Origin of the sequence: Massilia sp. IC2-278, from assembly GCF_020708045.1 — a bacterium.
Classification (GTDB): domain Bacteria; phylum Pseudomonadota; class Gammaproteobacteria; order Burkholderiales; family Burkholderiaceae_D; genus Telluria.
Genome location: NZ_JAJFES010000004.1, coordinates 167,561 through 187,098, shown reverse-complemented (window position 1 = coordinate 187,098; position 19,538 = coordinate 167,561). Strand labels below are relative to the sequence as shown.

The 19,538-nt window shown below is 63.4% G+C and carries 17 protein-coding genes; 6 read left to right on the top strand and 11 right to left on the bottom strand.

Annotation, left to right across the window (positions count from 1 at the left end; all coding sequences use genetic code 11):
* Window positions 1–107 precede the first annotated feature (107 nt).
* The 7 genes from LK540_RS10715 to LK540_RS10685 all read right to left on the bottom strand — a co-directional run bounded on the left by LK540_RS10715 (window position 108) and on the right by LK540_RS10685 (window position 7,980).
* Window positions 108–989, bottom strand: coding sequence for a M48 family metallopeptidase (locus tag LK540_RS10715; RefSeq protein WP_229437287.1), 882 nt, complete (start codon window positions 987–989; stop codon window positions 108–110).
* Between the two features lie 44 nt (window positions 990–1,033).
* Window positions 1,034–1,726, bottom strand: coding sequence for a 1-acyl-sn-glycerol-3-phosphate acyltransferase (locus LK540_RS10710; protein WP_229437480.1), 693 nt, complete (start codon window positions 1,724–1,726; stop codon window positions 1,034–1,036).
* A 68-nt stretch (window positions 1,727–1,794) separates the two neighbouring features.
* The gene (gene gmhB / locus LK540_RS10705) at window positions 1,795–2,352 is read right to left on the bottom strand and encodes a D-glycero-beta-D-manno-heptose 1,7-bisphosphate 7-phosphatase (RefSeq protein WP_229437286.1); all 558 of its coding nucleotides are present in this window, start codon (window positions 2,350–2,352) and stop codon (window positions 1,795–1,797) included.
* Window positions 2,353–2,364: 12 nt separating this feature from the next.
* Entirely contained in the window at window positions 2,365–4,461 is a 2,097-nt protein-coding gene (gene glyS, locus LK540_RS10700; RefSeq protein WP_229437285.1) for a glycine--tRNA ligase subunit beta, read from the bottom strand.
* Between the two features lie 25 nt (window positions 4,462–4,486).
* Complete coding sequence (glyQ, locus tag LK540_RS10695; RefSeq protein ID WP_229437284.1) at window positions 4,487–5,401, bottom strand: glycine--tRNA ligase subunit alpha; 915 nt, start codon at window positions 5,399–5,401, stop codon at window positions 4,487–4,489.
* Between the two features lie 102 nt (window positions 5,402–5,503).
* Complete coding sequence (gene lnt, locus LK540_RS10690) at window positions 5,504–7,012, bottom strand: apolipoprotein N-acyltransferase (RefSeq protein WP_229437283.1); 1,509 nt, start codon at window positions 7,010–7,012, stop codon at window positions 5,504–5,506.
* An 83-nt stretch (window positions 7,013–7,095) separates the two neighbouring features.
* Window positions 7,096–7,980 carry an HlyC/CorC family transporter gene (locus tag LK540_RS10685; protein WP_229437282.1) on the bottom strand — a complete coding sequence of 295 codons (885 nt, stop codon included), beginning with the start codon at window positions 7,978–7,980 and terminating at the stop codon, window positions 7,096–7,098.
* 163 nt (window positions 7,981–8,143) lie between these two features.
* Here LK540_RS10685 and LK540_RS10680 point away from each other — a divergent pair, with 163 nt between their 5' ends.
* On the top strand, window positions 8,144–8,596 hold the full coding sequence (locus LK540_RS10680) for a (2Fe-2S)-binding protein (RefSeq protein ID WP_229437281.1): 453 nt from the start codon (window positions 8,144–8,146) through the stop codon (window positions 8,594–8,596).
* Between the two features lie 9 nt (window positions 8,597–8,605).
* Window positions 8,606–10,840 carry a xanthine dehydrogenase family protein molybdopterin-binding subunit gene (locus LK540_RS10675; protein WP_229437280.1) on the top strand — a complete coding sequence of 745 codons (2,235 nt, stop codon included), beginning with the start codon at window positions 8,606–8,608 and terminating at the stop codon, window positions 10,838–10,840.
* Between the two features lie 255 nt (window positions 10,841–11,095).
* Here LK540_RS10675 and ybeY read toward each other — a convergent pair whose 3' ends face one another.
* The 3 genes from ybeY to miaB are packed head-to-tail and all read right to left on the bottom strand — an operon-like array spanning window position 11,096 to window position 13,978.
* A complete protein-coding gene (ybeY, locus tag LK540_RS10670) occupies window positions 11,096–11,566 on the bottom strand; it encodes an rRNA maturation RNase YbeY (protein ID WP_229437279.1) in 471 nt (156 codons plus the stop codon).
* Entirely contained in the window at window positions 11,547–12,620 is a 1,074-nt protein-coding gene (locus tag LK540_RS10665) for a PhoH family protein (RefSeq protein ID WP_229437278.1), read from the bottom strand. Before LK540_RS10665 ends, ybeY begins: the two co-directional genes overlap by 20 nt.
* Window positions 12,617–13,978 carry a tRNA (N6-isopentenyl adenosine(37)-C2)-methylthiotransferase MiaB gene (gene miaB, locus LK540_RS10660; protein WP_229437277.1) on the bottom strand — a complete coding sequence of 454 codons (1,362 nt, stop codon included), beginning with the start codon at window positions 13,976–13,978 and terminating at the stop codon, window positions 12,617–12,619. The genes LK540_RS10665 and miaB overlap by 4 nt, the downstream gene beginning before the upstream one ends.
* A 627-nt stretch (window positions 13,979–14,605) precedes the next feature.
* Between miaB and LK540_RS10655 the strand changes: the two genes are divergently transcribed.
* The 3 genes from LK540_RS10655 (at window position 14,606) to LK540_RS10645 (ending at window position 16,549) form a co-directional block, all read left to right on the top strand.
* Window positions 14,606–14,995, top strand: coding sequence for a hypothetical protein (locus LK540_RS10655; RefSeq protein ID WP_229437276.1), 390 nt, complete (start codon window positions 14,606–14,608; stop codon window positions 14,993–14,995).
* 317 nt (window positions 14,996–15,312) lie between these two features.
* The gene (gene gstA / locus LK540_RS10650) at window positions 15,313–15,921 is read left to right on the top strand and encodes a glutathione transferase GstA (RefSeq protein ID WP_229437275.1); all 609 of its coding nucleotides are present in this window, start codon (window positions 15,313–15,315) and stop codon (window positions 15,919–15,921) included.
* A gap of 64 nt (window positions 15,922–15,985) precedes the next feature.
* Window positions 15,986–16,549 carry a DUF1697 domain-containing protein gene (locus LK540_RS10645; RefSeq protein ID WP_229437274.1) on the top strand — a complete coding sequence of 188 codons (564 nt, stop codon included), beginning with the start codon at window positions 15,986–15,988 and terminating at the stop codon, window positions 16,547–16,549.
* A 31-nt stretch (window positions 16,550–16,580) separates the two neighbouring features.
* Here LK540_RS10645 and LK540_RS10640 read toward each other — a convergent pair whose 3' ends face one another.
* Window positions 16,581–16,856, bottom strand: coding sequence for a PEP-CTERM sorting domain-containing protein (locus LK540_RS10640; RefSeq protein ID WP_229437273.1), 276 nt, complete (start codon window positions 16,854–16,856; stop codon window positions 16,581–16,583).
* Window positions 16,857–17,444: 588 nt separating this feature from the next.
* Between LK540_RS10640 and LK540_RS10635 the strand changes: the two genes are divergently transcribed.
* Window positions 17,445–19,403, top strand: coding sequence for an AAA family ATPase (locus tag LK540_RS10635; RefSeq protein ID WP_229437272.1), 1,959 nt, complete (start codon window positions 17,445–17,447; stop codon window positions 19,401–19,403).
* Window positions 19,404–19,538 lie beyond the last annotated feature (135 nt).

Below are 19,538 nucleotides of genomic sequence, written 5' to 3'. Positions count from 1 at the left end.
GCATGATCGAGATCCGTAGGGTGGGCTCGTCATTGAAGCCCCCGGCTTCAATGACCCCACGCGGTACAACTTTCGATCATTCGAACCACGACGCGAACGCCCCCGCCTCATTCCGCAAACAACACCGGCATCTCATGCGAGCGCCGCCTTAGCTCCAGCCGCGCGCCGTCGTAGTCCTTGTACACCAACCCCACCACCGCCCAGAACGCCGGGCTGTGGTTCATCTCGCGCAGGTGGGCCAGTTCGTGCACCACCACGTAGTCGATCAGCGCCAGCGGGTAATGGATCAGGCGCCAGCTCAGGCGGATATTCCCCGCCACCGTGCACGAACCCCAGCGCGTGCCGGCCGACGACAGGGTCATCGAGCGGTAATGCACATCCAGCTGCGGCGCATAGAAATCCAGCCTTTCGGTGAACAGGCGCTTGGCCTCGGCATGGAACCACAGTTTCACACGTTCCTTCAATTGCCACTCCGTCAGCCCCTGCGTGACGCCGATCTTCAGCTCGCGCGTCTGCGCATCGAACACGCAGTGGCTGCGCGCCGCCGGCTCCAGGCGCAGGACGATCTCGCCGCCCAGGTAAGGCAGGCGCGCGCCGTCTTCCCAGCGCAAGGGCTCGCGCTGGGCGTGGCGCGCGCGCCGTTCGCCGCGTTCGTGCAGCTTGGTCAGGATCCAGCGCTGCTTGGCGCGGATCGCTTCCTCGATCGATGGCTGCGTGGCGCGGCGCGGCGCCGTCACGTGCAGGCCGTCGTCGTCAATCATGAAGCCGATCGAGCGGCGCGTGGAGCGTTTCAGTTCATAGTCGACCGCATACTGGCCCAGCACGATGCGCTTCAGGGGCGGATCGTCGGGCGTGCGCGGCGGGGAGGGAAGCGTGATGCGGGGCGGCGCCGGCTTGGCTGCCGGCGGCGCGGGCGCCCGCCATGGGTCGAGGCGCGGGTCGCGTGCGAATAGGTCCAGCTGGGACCCGTCCGGCTTGGGTGCGTTCATGCTTTGCTGCGAAGAAGAGGCGGTGATCAGGTTCCCGACTTCGTTCAGCCACCGGTGTAGACGTGGGGCGAAATGACGCGCATTTCTGATTCTATCCAATTTTCGACCTCTTGCATCAGGCTGTCGGGAGTGTGATTCAGCGGCGATATCGGCTTGCCGATCGAGACGGTCACCAAACCGGGACGCTTGATGAACGAATTCTTCGGCCAGCACTCACCTGAATTATGCGCGATCGGCACGACAACGGCACCGGTTTCGATGGCAAGCCGGGTGCCGCCGCTCTTGTACTTTCCCTTTTTTCCAACAGGGATGCGCGTCCCTTCGGGGAACATGATGATCCACTGGCCGTCGGCGAGGCGGCGCTTGCCGTGGCGGACCACGTGGGCAAAGGCGTTCTTGCCTTCCTTGCGGTCGATCGGGATCATGCGCAGCAGGGCCATGGCCCAGCCGAAGAAGGGAATGTACAGGATCTCCTTCTTGAAGACGAAGACCAGCGGGCGCGTGAGATTCGGCAGCAGGGCGATGGTTTCCCAGGCCGACTGGTGCTTCGAGAGGACCACCGCCGGCGCGTCCGGCAGGTTCTCGTAGCCCTTGAATTCGTAGCGGATGCCGCAAATGACCTTCGCGCACCAGATGATGAAGACGTTCCAGCGCGAGGTCACCCAGAAGCGCTTGTTGTAGGGCAGGGGCGCGGCCAGGAAGCAGACGCAGGCCCAGACCACGGTGGCGAGCACCATCACGATGGTAAACAGCAGGGAACGCAGGAACGGGACGACGGTACGCAAGAACGTGCTCTCTTTCGGAGTCAGGTGGGGCTGGTGGTGGACGGTGATTTCAGGAAGGCAGTGACCATCGCGGCCAGGTCCGGGAACACCTGGGTGCCTGGAGGCAGGCCGCCGGTCTGGTGGGTCTTTTCGCCCTTGCCGGTCAAAACGAGATAGGGAATGCAGCCGCTGATGAAGCCGGCCTGCAGGTCGCGCAGCGAATCGCCGACGGTCGGCACGCCTTTCAGGCTGACCTTGAAGCGCTTGCTGATCTCCTCGAACATGCCGGCCTTCGGCTTCCTGCAGTCGCAGTTGTCGATGGCCGCGTGCGGGCAGAAGAACACCGCGTCGATGTCGGCGCCGACCAGCTGGGCGGCGTTGTGCATCTTCTGGTGGATCGCGTTCAGGGTCGGCATGTCGAACAGCTCGCGCGCGATGCCGGACTGGTTGGAGGCGATGATGACCCGGTAACCGGCCTGGTTCAGGCGCGCGATCGCCTCGAGCGAGCCGGGAATCGGCACCCATTCGGCCGGACTCTTGATGAAGTCCGGCGAATCGTGGTTGATGACCCCGTCGCGGTCGAGGATGATCAGCTTCATGGTGCGATTGTCTTAGGCGGCCAGCTTCGAGATGTCGGCCACGCGGTTCATCATGCCGTGCAGTTCGGCCAGCAGGGCCAGGCGGTTGTTGCGCAGCGCCAGGTCCTCGGCCATCACCATCACATCGTTGAAGAAGGCGTCGACCTCGTCGCGCATCTGCGCCAGCGTCTTCAGGGCGCCGGCGAAATCGCTCGCGGCGAATGCGCTGTCCACGCGCGACTCCAGGCTGCCCATCTTGGCGGCCAGCGCGCTTTCGGCCGGTTCCACCAGCAGTTCGCGCTTGATGGCGGCGTCCTGCGGCATCGCTTCCTCGTTCTTCTTGAGGATGTTGGTGATGCGCTTGTTGGCGGCGGCCAGCGAGGCGCTTTCCGGCAGGGCGGCAAAAGCCTGCACCGCTTCCAGGCGCTGCACCACGTCGTCGACGCGGTCCGGGTTCTGGGCCAGCACCGCCTCGACTTCGTTCGGCGTGAAGCCGCGCTCGCGCAGCATGCCGCGCAGGCGGTCCAGCATGAAGGCTTTCACCTCGGTCGTTGGGTCCTTGAATGCGGCCTGGCCTTCGAAGACGGCGGCGGCATCAGCCAGCAGTTCCGACAGCGACAGCGGCAGGCGTTTTTCCACCAGCATGCGCATCACGCCCAGGGCGTGGCGGCGCAGTGCGAACGGGTCCTTTTCGCCGGTCGGCTGCAAACCGATGGCCCAGATGCCGACCAGGGTTTCCAGCTTGTCGGCCAGGGCGACTGCCAGACCGGTGTTCGTGGTCGGCAGGGCATCGCCGGCAAAGCGCGGCTGGTAGTGTTCGGACGCGGCCAGGGCGACTTCCTCGTGCTCCTTGTCGTGGCGCGCGTAGTAGGTGCCCATGATGCCTTGCAGCTCGGGGAACTCGCCGACCATGTCGGTCAGCAGGTCGGCTTTTGCCAACTGGGCGCCGCGTTCGGCCAGCTGCACGTCGTAGCCGAGGCGATTGGCAATCGCGCCGGCCAGGCGCGTGACGCGCTGCGTACGCTCGGCCTGGGTGCCCAGCTTGTTGTGGTAGACCACGTTGGCCAGCAGCGGCAGGCGCGATTCCAGGGTCTTCTTCTTGTCCTGCTCGAAGAAGAACTTGGCGTCCGACAGGCGCGGGCGCACCACGCGCTCGTTGCCGCCGACGATGGCCGACGGGTCATCGGTCGCGATGTTCGAGACGATCAGGAAGCGCGAGCGCAGCTTGCCATTCGCATCGGTCAGGGCGAAGTATTTCTGGTTGGTCTGCATGGTCAGGATCAGGCATTCCTGCGGCACGGCCAGGAATTCGTCCTCGAACTTGCACTCATAGACCACCGGCCATTCGACCAGGGCCGCCACTTCATCGAGCAGCGATTCCGGCATCAGGACCTGGTCGCCGCCCGCTTTTTCCAGCAGCTGGCTGCGGATGCTTTCCTTGCGCGCTTCGGCGCTGGAGAGGACCTTGCCTTCGCTTTCCAGCACGGCAGCGTACTGGTCGGCGTGCGGGACCGTGATCTCGCCGCCGTGCGACAGGAAGCGGTGGCCCATGGTGACGCGGCCGGCTTCGAGGCCGAGCAGGTTCAGGGGCAGTACCTGCTCGCCGTGCAGGGCCAGCAGCAGGTGCACAGGGCGCACGAACTGCACGGTGGCGCCGTCCGGGCGCTGGTAGCTCATGACCTTCGGGATCGGCAGCTTGGCGACGGTTTCCTGCAGCACGTCCTGCAGGGCGCCAGCCAATGCGCTGCCGCTCGCGGTGTAGGTGTAGAAGAAGGATTCGGCCTTGCCGTCCTGGGCGCGTTCGAGGTCGCTGATCTGCAGGTCGGGGAAGCCGAGGGCGGCCAGCTTCTTGGCCAGCGGGGCGCTCGGATTGCCTTCCTTGTCCAGGGCCACCGAGACCGGCAGCACCTTTTCGCGGATCGATTTATCGGGCGAGGTGTCACGCACGTTGGTGATGCTGACGGCCAGGCGGCGCGGGGTGGCGTGGGCGGTGACGACGGAGTCGCCTTCCAGGAAGTCGCGCGCCTTCAGGCCGTTCGCGATGCCGTTGGCAAAGGCGGCGCCGAGTTTGACGAGCGCCTTCGGCGGCAGTTCTTCGGTCTGGATTTCGACGAGGAGAGTCTGGTTCATATTCATGTTCTTATCTGGTCGACGATCAGGCAGCAGCCTTGGCTGCACCGGGAGCCATCGGGAAGCCGAGCTTCTCGCGCGAATCGTAGTAGGCCTGGGCCACCAGGCGCGACAGGGTGCGCACGCGGCCGATGTAGGCGGCGCGTTCGGTCACCGAGATGGCGCCGCGCGCGTCCAGCATGTTGAAGCTGTGCGAGGCCTTCATGATCTGCTCGTAGGCCGGCAGCGTCAGTTCCAGTTCGATCAGGCGCTTGGCTTCGGATTCGTGGTTGGCGAAAGCCTGGAACAGCAGCTCGGTGTTCGCGTGCTCGAAGTTGTAGGTCGACTGCTCGACTTCGTTCTGGTGGAAGACGTCGCCGTAGCTCAGCGTCTTCTTGACGCCGTTTTCTTCCCATTCGGTCCAGACCAGGTCGTAGACGTTTTCCACGCCTTGCAGGTACATCGCCAGGCGCTCGATACCGTAGGTGATTTCGCCCAGCACCGGCTTGCAATCGAGGCCGCCGACTTGCTGGAAGTAGGTGAACTGGGTGACTTCCATGCCGTTCAGCCAGACTTCCCAGCCCAGGCCCCAGGCGCCCAGGGTCGGGCTTTCCCAGTCGTCCTCGACGAAGCGCACGTCGTTCTTCTTGAGGTCCAGGCCCAGGGCTTCGAGCGAGCCGAGGTAGAGATCGAGGATGTTTTCCGGCGCCGGCTTCAGTACCACCTGGTACTGGTAATAGTGCTGCAGGCGGTTCGGGTTTTCGCCGTAGCGGCCGTCTTTCGGGCGGCGCGAGGGCTGCACGTAGGCGGCGCGCCAAGGCTCGGGGCCGATCGCGCGCAGGAAGGTGCCGGTGTGGAAGGTGCCGGCGCCGACTTCCATGTCATACGGCTGGAGCAGGGCGCAACCTTGCTTGTCCCAGTAGGTTTGCAAGGTCAGGATGATTTGTTGGAATGTAAGCATCTCGATGGGGCGCCGCAGGCGTCAAGCCGCGGTCACGGTAAGTTTGCCAAATGACCAATTCTAGCGGGTTTTACCGGCCTTCTGGGGCCGGATTCAACTCATCTATACGAGATTGGCCTCTTTCTTGTGCTGATGTTGGCGGTAACTGCGTCCGGCGAACCAGGCGCCGGCCAGCGCCAGGGCGCCGAGGAACAGGAAGCCCAGGTTGCCGAAGCGGATGAAGGGCGTCATGCCGGTCGTGCCGCGCACGGTGGCCGTGAGCGTGCCCTCGGTATAGAAGGGCAGCAGGTGGGTCATTTGGCCGCGGTGGTCGATCACGGCGGTGGCGCCGTCGTTGGTCGCGCGCAGCATCGGACGGCCGGTTTCCAGGGTGCGCATGCGCGAGATCTGCAAGTGCTGGGGCACCGCGCTTGACTGGCCGTACCAGGACAAATTCGACATGTTCAGCAGCATCGTTGCCGGACGGGGCGCCGCGCGCAGTTGATACGCGATCTCTTCGCCGAATACGTCTTCGTAGCAGATGTTCGGCAGCACCAGCTGGTCCTTCACCGCGAACGGCGCCTGCAGCGCCTTGCCGCGGGTGGCGTCGTTCAGCGGCAGGTTCAGCATGTCGGTGAACCAGCGGAAGCCGGGCGGGATGAATTCGCCGAAGGGGACCAGGTGGGCCTTGTCGTAGCGATAGGACTGTGCCGATGGCGACGGGCCGACCGTGACCACGCTGTTCGCATATTGCTGCGGCCCGTCGAGCAGCGGCATGCCGATGGCCAGGGTGCTGCCGCTGGAGGTGGCAAAGCCTTGCAGGCTGTTCAGGTAGCTCGGGTCGAGCTGGTGGCGGAACACGGGCACCGCGGTTTCCGGCGTGGCGATCAGGTCGGCTGGCGCGGCCGTGATCATGCCGTGGTAACGCTGCAGGATACTGGTAAGGAAGGCGTAGTCGAACTTCTGGTCTTGCGGGATATTCCCTTGCAGCAGACGCACTGTGAGCGGGTTACCGGTCACCTGGGTCCATTCCACGGTGCGCAAACCGGCGCCGGCCGCCATCACCACCGCCAGCAGGGCGATGGCTGGAACCCGCGCGCGCTGGGTCAGCATCACCAGGCAACCGGCGCACAGGGCGACGACCACGCCGATGCCGTACACGCCGATCAGCGGCGCGAAGCCGGCCAGCGGCGAAGCGTCGTGCGCATAGCCCGACACCGACCAGGGGAAGCCAGTGAACACCCAGCCGCGCATCCACTCCGACACGCCCCAGGCCACCGGCAGCACCAGCAGCACGAAGGCGGAGATCGGCAGCGACCAGCGCTGGCGCAGCCAGGCCGAGACACCCGTGGCAAATGCGCCGAACAGGCCCATGTAAAGGCCAAGCAGGACCACGCCGATCACACCGAGAATGCCCGGCAAATGGGCGAAGCGGGTCATGAAGGTGTACAGCCAGAACATGGCGCCGACCGACCAGCCGAAGCCGAAGGCCCAGCCGAGCAGGGTGGCGCGCTTGACCGAGCTGCCCAGGCCGACCTGGTAGAACAGCCAGGCTAGCAGGACGAACTGGATCGGCCACCAGCCGAAGGGTTCGAAGGAGAACAGGGAAGCGCCGCCGGCAAGGGCGGCCACGACCAGGGATGCGGCGGATGGCCGCGACCCACGCGAGGCAGGATCCGCGGCCGGAGCGGGCGTTGAACGGCGACGCAGCAGCATCAGTCGTCGTCGTCTTTGTGCAGGGACGGCGGCAGTTTTTCGACCAGCAGCACGTGGATCTGGCGGGCGTCGGCGCGCAGCACCTCGAATTGCAGGTTGCCCAGGGTGAACTCTTCACCCTTGTGCGGCATGCGGCCGAGGTGGCTCGCCACGAAGCCGCCGATGGTGTCGGCGTCGTCGGCCGGCAGGTCGGCGCCGATTTCGTCGTTGAACTGTTCGATCTCGGTCAGCGCTTTCACGCGCCAGCGCGGCCCTTGCTGGCCTTCCTTGATCGACAGGACATTGTCTTCTTCCTCGTCGAAATCGTATTCGTCCTCGATGTCGCCGACGATTTGCTCCAGCACGTCCTCGATGGTGATGAGGCCGGCCACGCCGCTGTACTCGTCGACGACGATGGCCATGTGGTTGTGGTTCGCGCGGAAGTCGCGCAGCAGCACGTTCAGGCGTTTCGACTCGGGAATGAAGATCGCCGGGCGCAGCATGGCGCGCACGTCGAAGGTCTTTTCGGTGTAATAACGCAGCAAATCCTTGGCCAGCAGGATGCCGACGACCTTGTCGCGCTCGCCTTCGATGGCGGGAAAGCGCGAGTGCTGGGTTTCCAGCACAATCGGCAGCCATTCCTCGATCGGGTCGGTGATGTCGATCACGTCCATTTGGGAGCGTGGCACCATGATGTCGCGTGCCGACAGGTCCGAGACCTGGAACACGCCTTCGATCATCGACAGGGCGTCGGCGTCGATCAGCTTGCGCTCGTGTGCTTCGTGCAGCACTTCGAGCAGCTCGGTGCGATTTTCTGGCTCAGGGGAGATGAGTGCGGTCAGTCGTTCGAAGAGCGACCGGTGGGGTTTGGCGTCCGATCGGACGTCACTGGGATACTCGGGCATAGTTGGCGTGAAGCCGTTGTTGCGATGGGCATAAGCATACACCAAAAGCGGGCTTGCCTGAATTTTGCGCAGCCGTGCGCTTGCCCCGCCGTTCCCCGGCCTTCCCCAGCAAGACTGCTGCACATGGCATATAGTGCTTGTTCAAATTATAAAAGGAGCGCCCATGCCAGCCCTGACCATCAACGGCAACACCACCACCCTCGACGTGCCCGACGACATGCCCCTGCTGTGGGTCCTGCGCGACGTCGCCGGCCTCACCGGCACCAAGTTCGGCTGCGGCGTCGCCCTGTGCGGCGCCTGCACCGTCCACCTCGACGGCCAGGCCATCCGTTCCTGCATCACGCCGGTCTCCGCCGCGGTGGGCAAGCAGATCGTCACCATCGAGGCGGTCGGCAACGACCCGGTAGGCGCCAAGGTGCAGGACGCCTGGCGCCAGATCGACGTGGTGCAGTGCGGCTACTGCCAGTCGGGCCAGATCATGTCGGCCACCGCCTTGCTGAAAGCCACGCCGAAGCCGAGCGACGGCGACATCGACAATGCCATGAGCGGGAACATCTGCCGCTGTGGCACCTATGGACGCATCCGCCACGCGATCAAGATCGCGGCCGCCAAATAAGGAGCGCACATGAGCCAAGTCAAAAAAGAACAACGCATCCTGGCTTCGCGCCGCCGTTTCATGCAGCTCGGCGCCACCGCCGGCGGTGGGTTGCTGTTCGGCTTTTCGCTGTTCGGCTGCAACAAGGACGACGACCGCAAGGAAGCGCCGCCGGAAAAAGCCGTGGGCCAGGCTTCCACCAAACACTCCGATACCCCCGCCGGACTGGCGCGCGACGCCTTTATCCGCATCGACCGCGACGGCATCGTGACGCTCGTCATCCACAAGGTGGAAATGGGGCAGGGCACCTTTACTTCGATGCCGATGCTGCTGGCCGAGGAACTCGGCGCCGACCTCTCGAAAGTGAAGCTGGAGCAGGCGCCGGCTAATAACGAACTGTATGCCGATCCGCTGCTGGGCGGCCAGGTAACCGGCGGCTCGACCTCGGTGCGCGGCGCCTGGCGGCCGCTGCGCGAAGCCGGCGCCATGGTGCGCGCGGTGCTGGTGCAGGCGGCGGCCAAGCAATGGGATGTCGACACCGCCGACTTGCAGGTGGTGGCCGGCACGGTGCGTCACCAGGCCTCGGGCCGCTCGGCCCACTTCGGCGAACTGGTCGATGCGGCCTCGACGCTGACGCTGCCGAAGAACGTCAAATTGAAGGACCCCGAGCAGTTCGTGTTGATCGGCAAGGCCATGCGCCGCCTGGATTCGCCGGCCAAGGTGAATGGCACGGCCCAGTTCGGTATCGATGCGCGCCTGCCGAACATGGGGATTGCCGCCGTTGCCGCCTCGCCGGTTACGGGCGGCAAGCTGGTGGCGGTGGACGAGCAAAAGGCGCTCGCCGTGAAGGGCGTGCGCCAGGTGCTGCGCCTGGAGGGCGCGGTGGCCGTGGTGGCGGACCATTTCTGGGCCGCGAAGCAGGGCCTGGCGGCGGCTGCGCCGCGTTTCGAGGATGGCGCGCATGCCGCGGTGGCCTCGCAGGGCATCGTCGCCGACATGCTGAAGGTATCGCAGGGCGAAGGCGCGGTGGCGCGCGACGAAGGCAATGCCCTGAAGGTGCTGAACGAAGAAGGCGGCGGACGCAAGATCGAAGCCGTGTATGAGCTGCCTTTCCTGGCGCACGCGACCATGGAGCCGATCAATTGCACCGTCGACTTGCGCGCCGATGGCTGCGACCTTTGGGTCGGGACCCAGGTGCCGGCCCTGGCCCAGGGTGCGGCGGCCAAGGTATCCGGGCTGCCGGTCGAGAAGGTGAAGGTGCATAACTATTACATCGGCGGCGGCTTCGGGCGCCGGCTGGAAGTCGATTACGTGATCCAGGCGGTGTCGTTCGCCAAGCTGGCCAAGGGGCCGGTGAAGTTCATCTGGACCCGCGAGGAAGATATCCAGCACGACATGTACCGTCCTTATTATGTGGACCGGCTGGCGGCGCGCCTCGACGACAAGGGCAAGCCAGCGGCCTGGTTCCACCGCGTGACCGGTTCCTCGATCATGGCGCGCTTTGCGCCGCCGGCGGTGAAGAACGGCGTCGATCCGGATGCGGTGGAAGGCGCGGCCGACTTGCAGTATGCGATTCCGGCCATGCGCGTGGAATATGTGCGGCATGAACCGCCTGGCGTGCCGACCGCTTTCTGGCGCGGCGTGGGGCCGACCCATAACGTGTTCGTGGTCGAGAGTTTCATCGATGAACTGGCGGGGGCGGCGAAGCAGGACCCGGTGGCGTTCCGGCGCGCCTTGCTGGAGAAATCGCCGCGCACCCTGGGTGTGCTGAACCTGGCGGCGGAGAAGGCGGGTTGGGGCAAGCCTTTGAAACCGGTTGCCGGGCGCAAGGTCGGGCGCGGAGTGTCGACGCAGTTTGCCTTCGGCAGCTATATGGCGCAGGTGGCCGAGGTGTCGGTGGGGCCGGACGGCGATGTGCGCGTGCACCGGGTCGTGTGCGCGGTCGATTGCGGACAGGCGATCAATTCGGACGGGATCATCGCGCAGATGGAAGGCGGGATCGTGTTCGGGGCGTCGGCGGCGTTGTGGAACGAGATCACGCTGGACAAGGGGCGGGTGCAGCAGACCAACTTTGGCGATTACCGCATGATGCGTATCAACGAGGCGCCGGTGGTCGAGGTGCACATCGTGAACAGCCGTGACGAACCGGGCGGGATCGGCGAGCCGGGGACGGCGGGGATTGCGCCGGCGTTGACGAATGCGGTGTTTGCGGCGACCGGGAAGCGGATTCGGAAGTTGCCGGTGGGGGAGCAGCTGAAGGCGTAAGGTGGGAATGGCGGTGCATGCGTGTTGTGAACCGCCGTTGTAGGGTGGACACCTGTGTCCACGCGGTCTCATTGCTTGCCTGGTGATGGGTATGACAATGGATTGCTACTGATAAATCCGTGTGGGTTCAAAGAACCCACCCTACAACACGCGAAGTGCACAATTTACGACGCTTCGCAAATCACATTTCGACATGCGACCGGGGTACAGCGTGGACACAGGTGTCCACCCTACGAACCACGCCGATTTTGGCGCTTACTTCTCCGCGTACGGATCCGGATACCCCAGCGCTTCCATCACATCGCGCTCGAACTGTTCCATCTCCTCGGCTTCTTCATCATGCTCGTGGTCGTAACCCTGGGCATGCAGCACGCCGTGCACCACCAGGTGCGCTGCGTGTTCCTCTAGCGTTTTCTTCTGCTCGTCGGCCTCGCGCTGCAAGACGTCGGTGCACAGCACGATGTCGGCCTGCACCGGTTCGTCCTCGGCCAGTTCCTCGCCTTCGTTGTAGGCAAAGGTCAGCACGTTGGTGGCGTAGTCCTTGCCGCGGTAGTCGCGGTTCAGGGTCTGGCCTTCGGCAGCGTCGACGAAGCGGATTGCCAGTTCGGCCGGGCCCAGCAGGGCAGGGCGCACCCAGCGTTCCACCATCTCCGGGGTGATGGTGGCTTCCAGGCGCGCGTCCGGGTACTGGACGTCGAGTTCGAGATTATGGTTTTTTTCTTGCATTGCGGGCAGTCGTGGTTTTAGGGAGCGCGCCCAGTTCCTGGACTTCGCTGGCTTTGTCGTAGGCGTCGACGATGCGGCCCACCAGCGGGTGGCGCACCACGTCGGCGCTGGAGAACTGGGAGAAGGCGATGCCGCGCACGTCGCGCAGCACGTGCATGGCGTCGACCAGGCCCGAGCGCTGGGTCTTGTGCAAATCGACCTGGGTCACGTCGCCGGTGACCACGGCCTTGCTGCCGAAGCCGATACGCGTGAGGAACATCTTCATCTGCTCGACCGTCGTGTTCTGGGCTTCGTCCAGGATCACGAAGGCGTGGTTCAGCGTGCGGCCGCGCATGTAGGCCAGCGGCGCGATCTCGATCACCTGCTTTTCGAACAGCTTTTGCGTGCGATCGAAACCGAGCAGGTCATATAAAGCGTCGTACAGCGGGCGCAGGTAAGGGTCGACCTTCTGGCTCATGTCGCCCGGCAAAAAGCCGAGGCGCTCGCCGGCTTCCACCGCCGGGCGCGTCAGGATGATGCGTTTCACCGCATCGCGCTCCAGCGCATCGACCGCGCAGGCCACGGCCAGATAGGTCTTGCCGGTGCCGGCCGGGCCGATGCCGAAGCTGATGTCGTGCTCGAGCACGGCGCGCAGGTACTGGATCTGGTGCGGCGTGCGGCCGCGCAAGTCGCTGCGGCGGGTCTTCAGGGTCGGGCTGACCAGTTCCAGGTTTTCTTCATCGTGTTCCGGTTCGGCATCCGCGGGTGCTTCCGCCGGCTTGGCGCCTTCGATCGTCGGACGCAGGCCGGCGCGCTGTTCCACCAGGGCCAGCTGCACTTCCTCGATCGGCACGACCTTGTTCGCCACCGCATAGAAGCGTTCGAGCAGTTCGACCGCGCGTTCGGCGTTCGTGCCGGTGACGATGAACTTCTCGCCGCGGCGGAAGATGGTCACGTCCAGCGCTGCGCCGATCTGGCGCAGGTTTTCGTCGAGCGGACCGCACAGGTGGGCAAGCCGCGTGTTATCGAGCGGCTCGGGAATGAAGTACGAAGGCTGGGTAGGAGAGGTTTTCAACTGGCTTTGGCAATCGTATCGAGATTGGCGACGAGTTCGCCGCGCAGGGAATAATCCAGGGTTTCGGTCACGCGCAGGTCGACCAGCTGGCCGATCAGTGCGTCGCCGGAAGCGCCCGGGGCGAAATAAATGACGCGGTTGTTTTCGGCGCGGCCCTGCAGTTCGTTCGGGTCGCGCTTGGACGGTCCTTCGACCAGCACGCGCTGGACGGTGCCGACCATGGCGGCGCTGAGCTTGCGGGTATTCGCGTCGATCTGGGCCTGCAGGCGCTGCAGGCGCGCCAGCTTGACCTCGTGCGGGGTGTCGTCTTCAAGGTTGGCGGCCGGGGTGCCGGGGCGCTTGCTGAAGATGAAACTGAAACTGTTATCGAAGCCGACGTCCTGCACCAGCTTCATCATGGCCTCGAAATCGGCATCGGTTTCGCCGGGGAAGCCGACGATGAAGTCCGACGAGATGGTGATGTCCGGACGCACCGCGCGGATGCGGCGGATGATGCTCTTATATTCCAGCCCGGTATAGCCGCGCTTCATGGCCTGCAAAATGCGGTCGGAACCGTGCTGCACCGGCAGATATAAATGGTTCACCAGCTGCGGGATCTTGGCAAAGGCGTCGATCAGGCGCTGGGTGAATTCCTTCGGGTGGCTGGTGACGAAGCGCAGGCGCTCGATGCCGGGAATATCGGCAATGTATTCGAGCAGCAAGGCAAAGTCGGCCGTGTCGCCGCCCTCCATGGCGCCGCGGTAGGCATTCACGTTCTGGCCGAGCAGCATGATTTCCTTCACGCCCTGGGCGGCCAGGCCGGCGACTTCGGTCAGCACGTCCTCGAAGCGGCGCGAGACTTCCTCGCCGCGGGTGTAGGGCACGACGCAATAGCTGCAGTACTTGCTGCAGCCTTCCATGATCGACACGTAGGCGACCGGGCCTTCGACCTTGGCTGGAGGCAGGTGGTCGAATTTTTCGATTTCCGGGAAGCTGATGTCGACCTGGGCCGTACCCGAGCTGCGGCGCTCGCGGATCATCTGCGGCAGGCGGTGCAGGGTTTGCGGGCCGAACACCATGTCGACGTGCGGGGCGCGCTTGACGATGGCCTGGCCTTCCTGCGATGCCACGCAGCCGCCGACGCCGATGATCAGGTCGGGACGCTGGCGCTTCAGTTCGCGCAGGCGGCCCAGGTCGGAAAACACTTTTTCCTGCGCCTTTTCGCGCACCGAGCAGGTATTGAACAGGATGACGTCGGCGTCGTCCGGTTTATCGGTGCGCACGAGACCATCGGACGCGCCGAGCACGTCCGCCATTTTGTCCGAGTCGTACTCGTTCATCTGGCAACCGAAGGTCTTGATAAATACTTTTTTCTGCATGGAATGCTTCGTTAAAAGAAATGCTCGCGCTTTGACAAAGCGTCAAGCGAGTTTACCGTAAAACCCTGTTTGCAGTCGAAAAGCGGCGTGCGGGGAGGGCGGAATGAATGCTACTAAGAATCACTTGTTGCCTGAATAAATCGCGTTGCCAATATAACTAGATTGTTAAATTGCGCTGAGGAATCAAAACGCGAAAGGCAAGGCAGAGTCAGGGTTTGCTCAGGATATTTCCTGTTGTAAATCAATACGTTCGGCTCGAATTCTTTCACACAAATTAACGGAAGAAATCTCTTGCGTGCGCCACAAATTATCCCCATGTGTTGAAATGCTTATGTGACAAGCTTTCCGCACGATAGCTTGATTTCCAACAATGACTCATGTGCTCAGGACGGATGTTCAAATACGGTACGGGTCTGATAATTTGTTTGAAAGACAAGTGCGTTTGGGGGAGTGTTAAGCAGAGCGCATGCGCGCCGGCATGTTTCTTAAGTGAAGATTCAGATTGGGTCTGCAGACTGGTTCTGAATGTTGGCTCAAGAGCGTGTTCGGGAACTTATGTTGACGGAAGCACAGTCTTTACAAAGTTCGTAAAGAACTATTTTAAACTACACTCACGAGGTAAAAATCATGGCACATCATGCTTTGTCTTCACAGGAAAGCTACAACCCTAATCATCTGCTCGACATCCTGCTGGGCAAGATGCAACTGAAAAACGACGCTGCGCTGTCGCGCATGCTGGAAGTGGCCCCGCCGGTCATCAGCAAGATCCGTCACCACCGCCTGCCAGTTGGCGCTTCGCTGCTGATCCGCATGCACGAAGTCACCGGCATGAGCATCCGCGACCTGCGCGACCTGATGGGCGACCGCCGTACCAAATACCGCCTGTCCGACGCCCAGGGCCGTCCGAAGCCAGAAGAAAAGGCAGCGCAGGCCGCAGCGGCAGCCCAGCAGCAACAGCAACAGCAGCAATCGCAAGGCAACGAAGCGTCGCCGTCGACCGGTAATTATGCGCACTGATACCGGCGGCATGGCAGATTCTACTGCCGTGCCACCGGTGATGCGCGGCAGCTGCCCGGCGCGCTAAGCGCCGCGCACGCTGCCGGTTTTTCCTCTTCGTCCTTTCCGGACGCATCGTTTCCCCGTTCTACATTTTCCGGCGCCCCTCAGGGCAGGCCGGTGTTTTTTTGCGTCCCGCGCATGAATCCGGCGATTGAGCGGTCCCAAGCAGGCAGGTCCTGGATACGGTATTCTCGCGCTGCCCCGGCGTGGCGTTCATAGCCAGCCCGGGCTGGCCGGCCCTCCGCCGTGCCCTTCACCCAGACAAAGGACTCTTCATGAAACTGTATTTCAGCCCCGGCGCCTGCTCGCTGTCCCCGCACATCGTCCTGCTCGAAACGGGCCTGGCCTTCAGCACCGAGCGCGTCGACCTCGGCAAGAAACTCACGGCCGGCGGCGCGGACTTCCGCAGCATCAATCCGAACGGATACGTGCCGGCGCTCGAGCTCGACAATGGCGCGGTGCTGACCGAAGGCCCGGCCATCGTCCAGTACCTGGCCGATCTCGCGCCGCAAGCCGGCCTGCTGCCGGCCGTCGGCCAGGTCGAGCGCTACCAGGCCCTGGCTTGGCTGAACTACATTTCTACCGAACTGCACAAGAACTACAGCCCGCTGTTCAAGCCGGACGCGACCGAGGACATGCGCGCCAACGCGCGCAAGATGCTGGCGCTGCGCTTCTCGCACGTGGCCCGCCACCTCGAAGGCCGCGACTTCCTGGTGGGCAACCAGTTCAGCGTGGCCGATGCCTACCTGTTCACCGTGCTGGGCTGGGCCGACGTCATCAAGTTCAGCCTGGCCGACTGGCCGCAGCTGCAAGCCTTCCGCGCGCATATCGGCGCACGCCCGGCCGTACAGGCCGCCCTGCGCGCCGAAGGCCTGTTGAACTAAGTTGCCGAACTGGTTGCCAAAATAAAATGATGCCGCCCAGTTCCTTGGGCGGTAACATGGCGGCATGACCAGTCAACGCTACATTGCCCTGTTACGCGGCATTAACGTAGGCCGCGCCAAGCGCGTGGCCATGGCCGACCTGCGCACCCTGGTGGCCGACCTCGGCTATACCGACGTGCGCAGCCTGCTCAACAGCGGGAACATCGTGTTCGGCGCCGGCGACATCGACCCGCTCGCCGCCGCGGCCGCCATCGAGGAAGCGATGGTCATCAAGCTCGGCGTGGCGGCGCGCGTGATGGTACTGTCTGGCGAAGACCTGGCCGCCGTACTGGCGGAAAATACCTTGCTGCCGCTGGCCGCCGACCATGCGCGCCTGCTGGTCTTCGTGCTGCCGGATGCCGCCGCACGCGCGGCGATTGCACACTTGTGCGAGCGCGACTGGGGCGAGGGCGCCCTGGCCATCGGCCAGCGCGCCGCCTATGTCTGGTGCCCGGATGGCGTGCTCGACAGTCCTTGCGCCGCGGCGCTCGGCAAGCAGCTGGGCGACACGACCACCTCGCGCAACTGGAACACGCTGTGCAAGCTGTATGCGCTCTGCGCGGAAGCGGCGCCGGCCAGCGGCGCCTGAGATCCGCCTTGTAAGGGATCTACTTGCGGCGTTATTTGAACTTCTCGTTGCTGTCGCGGCGCCGTGCCCGATAGCCGAGCAGCACCAGGCCGACCAGCATCATCGCGAACACTTCCGGTTCCGGCAGTTCCGACATTTGGGCGGGCGGGACGACAGGCTCGAGACGCGGCGCAGGCGCCAGGTTCGACACCCGGGGTGGGTGCAACGTGGCGCCGGCATGTGGCGCGGGCGTCAGGTCGATGACGGCGGCTTGCGCCGCACTTCCGGCCACCAGGCCCAGCATTAAGGCAAATAAGAATCTGTTCACGATTGTTCCCTTCCTTGCAGATATTGCTGGGTACAAACGCCTTACGGGGAGCAGGGCTGACCGTGAAGCTCCTCAAAAAGCATAACAAAAACCGCTGACCCGTTCACGTTTGATTGGCGTTCGATACACGGCGCATCAGGGCTGACGGCAAATGGAAAAGGGCGCGCCGTGGCGTCGGCATGCTGCTTCGTCATGTTAAAGAAATGCGACACCCGTCAGGACAGCGCATATCAAGAAACCAAGACTTTGCGTATAAACGGTTAAAACCGATGCAAGCTCTTGCAGCAATGGATAGACGCTTTGACGATACTTTTGACAGGCTCATAACGAAATGGCTTGTCAGCGTTTCCAGCTATGCCCTTGATCAAAAAAATTTAAGCCAGGCGTATACATCTCGGTTTTCTTTGCGGGTATAGTTTCCCTATCCCTGTTGCCTATCGGCATCAAAAAGATGTCGAATGCTTATCAGTTCGACCCCATGCGGCTCCTGAGTACGCCGCCGCCATTCCGACAAGCGCACCCCGGAAGGCCGCCTCCGCTTCACGCACTGTTGCATCACGCGCACCATACATTTGTAGAGTACCGAATATGCCCAACTTTGCCCGACTCCAGATCGCTTTCAAGAACGTGTACGTGCGCATTGCCGCCGCCGTGATGCTGGGGGTGATCACTGGCGTGGCGATCTGGTCGGCGGACAAGCCGCAAGACCCTAGCCCGGTCGTCCACTCGCAGGACATTTCCGAGATCACGCGCCTGGCCACGCAAAAGGACAAGCTCGATTACCTGATGGTGGCCAAGCCGCTGTCGGAGTCGCCGCGCTACGTGTTCAAGTTCAAGGGTGCGCCCGAGCTGCACGTGGTCAAGGTGCCGAGCACCTCGCACCTGAGCCTGGAGCGCGAAGTCCTGCTGAAGAACGCCATTCCCTATTCGATCGCCAAGGACGACTACTTGGCCTCGCACAAGGCCGTGCTCGAAGAAGAAGGCTCGGCCGGCGCCCACGCCGTCGATTTCCTGAAGCGCCACGCCTTCGAGATCGTGCTGCTGCTCCTGATCGTGTATTGCCTGAAGTTCGGCATCCCGGGCATGGGCGCCAGCTCGACCATGATCACCCCGGACAAGCTGAAGGGCAGCATGGACGACCTGATCGGCATGGACGACATCAAGCAGGAAGTGCTGCACCTGGAAGACATGATCCGCAACCGCGACGAGTACGCTTCGCACAACATCGACAAGCCGTTCAACGTGATGCTGACCGGTCCTGCCGGTACCGGTAAGACCAAGCTGGTCGGCTACCTGGCCAAGCGCCTGGACATGCCGCTGATCTCGGCCTCGGGTTCGGCGCTGGAATCGGGCTACGTCGGCGGCGGCTCGAAAGCCCTGAACGCCCTGTACCGCAAGGCCTGCGCCAAGGGCAAGTGCATCATCTTCCTCGACGAAGGCCAGAGCCTGTTCATGCCGCGCGGCCGCAGCGAAAAGAAATGGGAAGACGATACCGCCAACACCCTGCTCGGCCTGCTGGACGGCGTGAAGAGCGACAAGGGCCAGAACGTGATCTGGATCATCGCCTCGAACTTCGACGATGCCTCGACCGAGATGGACGAAGCGATGCTGCGCCGCTTCTCGGTGAAGATCAATTTCCGCCTGCCGAACAAGATGGAGCGCCGCGAACTGCTGAAGAGCTTCCTGGCGCGCAAGAAAGCCGGCCTGGTCGACTACGACGACCTCGACCTGGACCAGGTGGCGGAAATCACCCAGAACCTGAGCCCGGCGCTGCTGGAAACCGTGGTCGAGCGCGCCTCGATGCTGTCGATCCAGGAAAAGACGATCATCAACACCGATCTGCTGTTCCGTGCCTACGAGCGCGCCACCATCGGCCTGACCGACCGCGCCACCACCGCCGAGAAGCACAAGCAGCGCGAGCGCATCGCCCTGCACGAACTGGGCCACTTCTTCATGCAGATCGACCCGCACCTGCGCGCCGGCCTGTCGCTCGACGAAGTGAAGGAAAAGTCGCACCTGCTGAAGATTTCGACCGAAGCCGTCTCGAAGATCGGCGCCCTCGGCTACGTGCTGCAGTCGGGTGACGACATGTCGCTGCGCACCCTGGAAGAACTCGAACGCGACGTGATCGGCCTGTACGGCGGCATGGCGGCCGAAGAGCTGTTCTACGGCGCCCGGGGCATCTCGGTCGGCGCCCAGAACGACATCGAGAAAGTGACCAAGATGCTGAACCTGATGGTCAACCGCCTGTCGATGTACTCGCGCTCGAAGATCGACTACAGCCAGCTGAAGAACGACGCCAGCGGCGAGCACACCCTGCGCCAGATGGAAGAAAAGGCCGACGAACTGTACAGCTACACCCTGGGCGCGATGCGCGACTACCGCGCCATGATCGAGTCGATCAAGGACACGCTGCTCGACCAGTACGTGCTGTCGAAGGACGCCGTGTTCGAATTGCTGGAAGAGCGCAAGGAACTGCTGCAGTTCGCGCCGAAGCATGCGAACCTGAAGCTGTGCTCGGAGACCGGCGAGATGGTTGCCGCGTAAGCTACAGCTTCAATGAAAAAAGCCCGCTGAGCGTCATGCGCCAGCGGGCTTTTTGTTCGATGTCTGGGCGTGCAATACCTGTTAACTGTGAACGAATCGCGTACGCCAACGTAGGGTGGGCACTCCGTGCCCACG